The organism is Pseudomonas monteilii NBRC 103158 = DSM 14164 (genome assembly GCF_000730605.1).
Lineage (GTDB): Bacteria > Pseudomonadota > Gammaproteobacteria > Pseudomonadales > Pseudomonadaceae > Aquipseudomonas > Aquipseudomonas monteilii.
This window is the reverse complement of the sequence record NZ_BBIS01000103.1, coordinates 1-2,608: the sequence shown is the minus strand read 5'-3', so window position 1 is coordinate 2,608 and position 2,608 is coordinate 1. Positions and strand designations below refer to the sequence as shown.

The following is a 2,608-nucleotide window of genomic DNA, read 5'->3' as shown; positions in this document are numbered from 1 at the left end:
AACCCGGCAGCGGTTCGAGCAGCAGTGGCTGCACACCTTCGGGCACCGGCAACTGCGCCAGCAGGTGAGCTTGCGTCAGCAGCAGGCCGATGCCGCTGTCCTGCATCATGTAGGCCAGGCGCTCGGCCGGGTATTCCGGGTCCAGCGGCACATAGGCGCCACCGGCCTTGAGGATGCCCAGCAGGCCGATGACCATGTCCACGCTGCGCTCGGCGGCAATGCCCACCAGCACGTCCGGCCCCACGCCCTGTTCGCGCAGCTTGTGTGCCAGCTGGTTGGCGCGCCGGTTCAGCTCACGGTAGCTCAGGGCCTGTTCGGCAAACACCAGCGCCGGCGCGTCCGGGGTGGCGGCGACTTGCGCCTCGATCAGTTGCTGCAGGCACTGCTCCAGCGGGTAGTCGGCGTGGGTGCGGTTCCAGTCGTAGACCACCTGTTGCTGCTGCGCGGCATTCAACAGCGGCAGCTCGGCGATGCGCTGCTGCGGCTGGGCGACGATGGCGGCCAACAGGGCCTGCCAGTGCCCGGCGAGCTGGGCGATGGTGGCTTCATCGAACAAGGCCGTTGCGTAGGTCAGGAACGCACCGATGCCGTGTTCATGCTCGACAGTGTTCAATGCAAGGTCGAACTGGGTGGTATGGATTTCCCAGTCGAGCGCTTCCAGGGTCAGGCCTGGCAGGCGCCGCGTGTGGCCCCTACCTTCGCTGCCGTGGTTGTGCATCACCTGGAACAACGGGCTATGGCTGAGGCTGCGCTCTGGCTGCAAGGCTTCGACCAGTTGCTCGAACGGCAGGTCCTGATGCGCCTGTGCGCCGAGCCCGGCCTGGTGAACTTGCGCGACCAGCGCGTCGAAGGTGGTGCTCAGGTCGAATTCGGCCTTGAGGACCTGGGTGTTGACGAAGAAGCCGATGAGCCCCTCGACTTCGCTGCGAGTGCGGTTGGCGATCGGGACGCCGACACGGATGTCGTTCTGCCCGCTGTAGCGGTGCAGCAACGCCTGGAGGCTTGCCAGCAGCAAGGTGAACAGGGTCACGCCCTGGCGCTTGGCCAACTGCTTCAGCGAATCTGCCAGCGCATCGGCAATGGCGATGTCGAGGCGTGCCCCTGCATGGCTCTGCACTGCACCGCGCGGGCGGTCCAGCGGCAACTCCAGTACCGGCTGTTCATCCCCCAGATGGGCCGTCCAGTAGCCCAGTTGCTTCTCGCGTTCGCCCGCTTCCATGAACTGCCGTTGCCACAACGCGTAGTCGGCATACTGCACAGGGAGCGGCGGCAATTGCAGCGCGTGCCCGGAGTTGCCGGCCTCGTAGAAACGCACCAGCTCGTCGACCATGATCGGTGTCGACCAGCCATCGGAGACGATGTGGTGCAGGGTCAGCACCAGTACATGGTCATCCGCCGCCAGACGCAACAGCTTGACCCGCAGCAAGGGCCCCTGCTCCAGGTCGAATGGCTGCTGAACTTCCTGCTCGACCCATGCCTTCAATGCCGCGCTGGCATCGGCATCGACTGCCTTGAGTGTATCGATGACCAGCTCGACAGGCGCTTCGGGGTGAATCACCTGCACCGGCTGGTCACTGTCGAGGTGAAAGGTGGTACGCAGGGTTTCGTGCCGCGCGATCAGGGCATCGAAGCTGGCCTGCAGCGCCTGCAGGTCAAGATCGCCCTTCAGACGCAGGGCGACCGGAATGTTGTATGCGCTGCCCTGGGGGTCCATTTGCCAGAGAAACCATTGCCGCTGCTGGGCGTAGGACAACGCCAGCGCCTCCCCCGGCGCTCTCGCAGGGATCGGCGCGACTCCGTACAAGTTGATTCCCTGACGCTTCAGGAGCATGGCCAGAGCGTGACGCTCTTTGGTGGACAACGATTTGACGGAGTCGAGCAACGCTTGCACTGATGTATCCCCTATGAAATCAGTTCATCAATTTCCTCCGTGGTTAGACGTTTGAGCGCCTCCAGCGATTTAGCCAGTTCTGCCTGAATCGGATCGATTTGCTGATTTTTCTCTTCGAGGCGACGCGAGAAATCCGCCAGCAGGGGATGCTCGAACAGCTCCTTCAAGGTGGCGTCGATGCCTGTCGCCTCGCGAACACGCACGATCACCTGGGTGGCCGACAGCGAATGGCCACCCAGGGCGAAGAAGCCATCGTTCAGGCCGACCCTTTCGAGCTTCAGCACGTCTGCCCAGATCGCCGCGACCTGCCGTTCCAGCTCGCTGCACGGGGCCACGTAGCTGTCCTGCAGCACGCTGGCGTCGGGCTTGGGCAGGGCCTTGCGGTCCAGCTTGCCGTTGGCCGTCACCGGCAGGCGTTCAAGGAACAGCAAGTGGGTCGGGACCATGTAGTCGGCCAGGCCGAGCTTGAGGTGCTCGCGCAGTTCGCCGCGCAGCGCGTGCTGTTGCTGTGGGTCGCTCGGCACGTCGCCGGCCATGACCAGGTACGCGGCCAGTTGCTTGCCACCCGGCCCGTCGATGTCCAGCACCACCGCCTCGCGCACGCTCGGCTGTTCGAGCAGGCGCGTCTCGATCTCGCCCAGCTCGATGCGCAGCCCGCGGATTTTCACTTGGTGATCGAGGCGGCCCTTGTAGTCGATCACCCCGTCGGCCCGGTAA

2 protein-coding genes are annotated in these 2,608 nt (G+C 64.5%); both read right to left on the bottom strand.

Annotated elements, in window-relative coordinates; genetic code table 11:
* On the bottom strand, positions 1 to 1,891 hold a 1,891-nt coding region (locus tag PM2_RS29295; RefSeq protein WP_042132643.1), incomplete at its 3' end, for a condensation domain-containing protein.
* Positions 1,892 to 1,902: 11 nt separating this feature from the next.
* Positions 1,903 to 2,608: phosphopantetheine-binding protein (locus PM2_RS29290; protein WP_042132642.1), on the bottom strand; the 706-nt coding region annotated here is incomplete at its 5' end.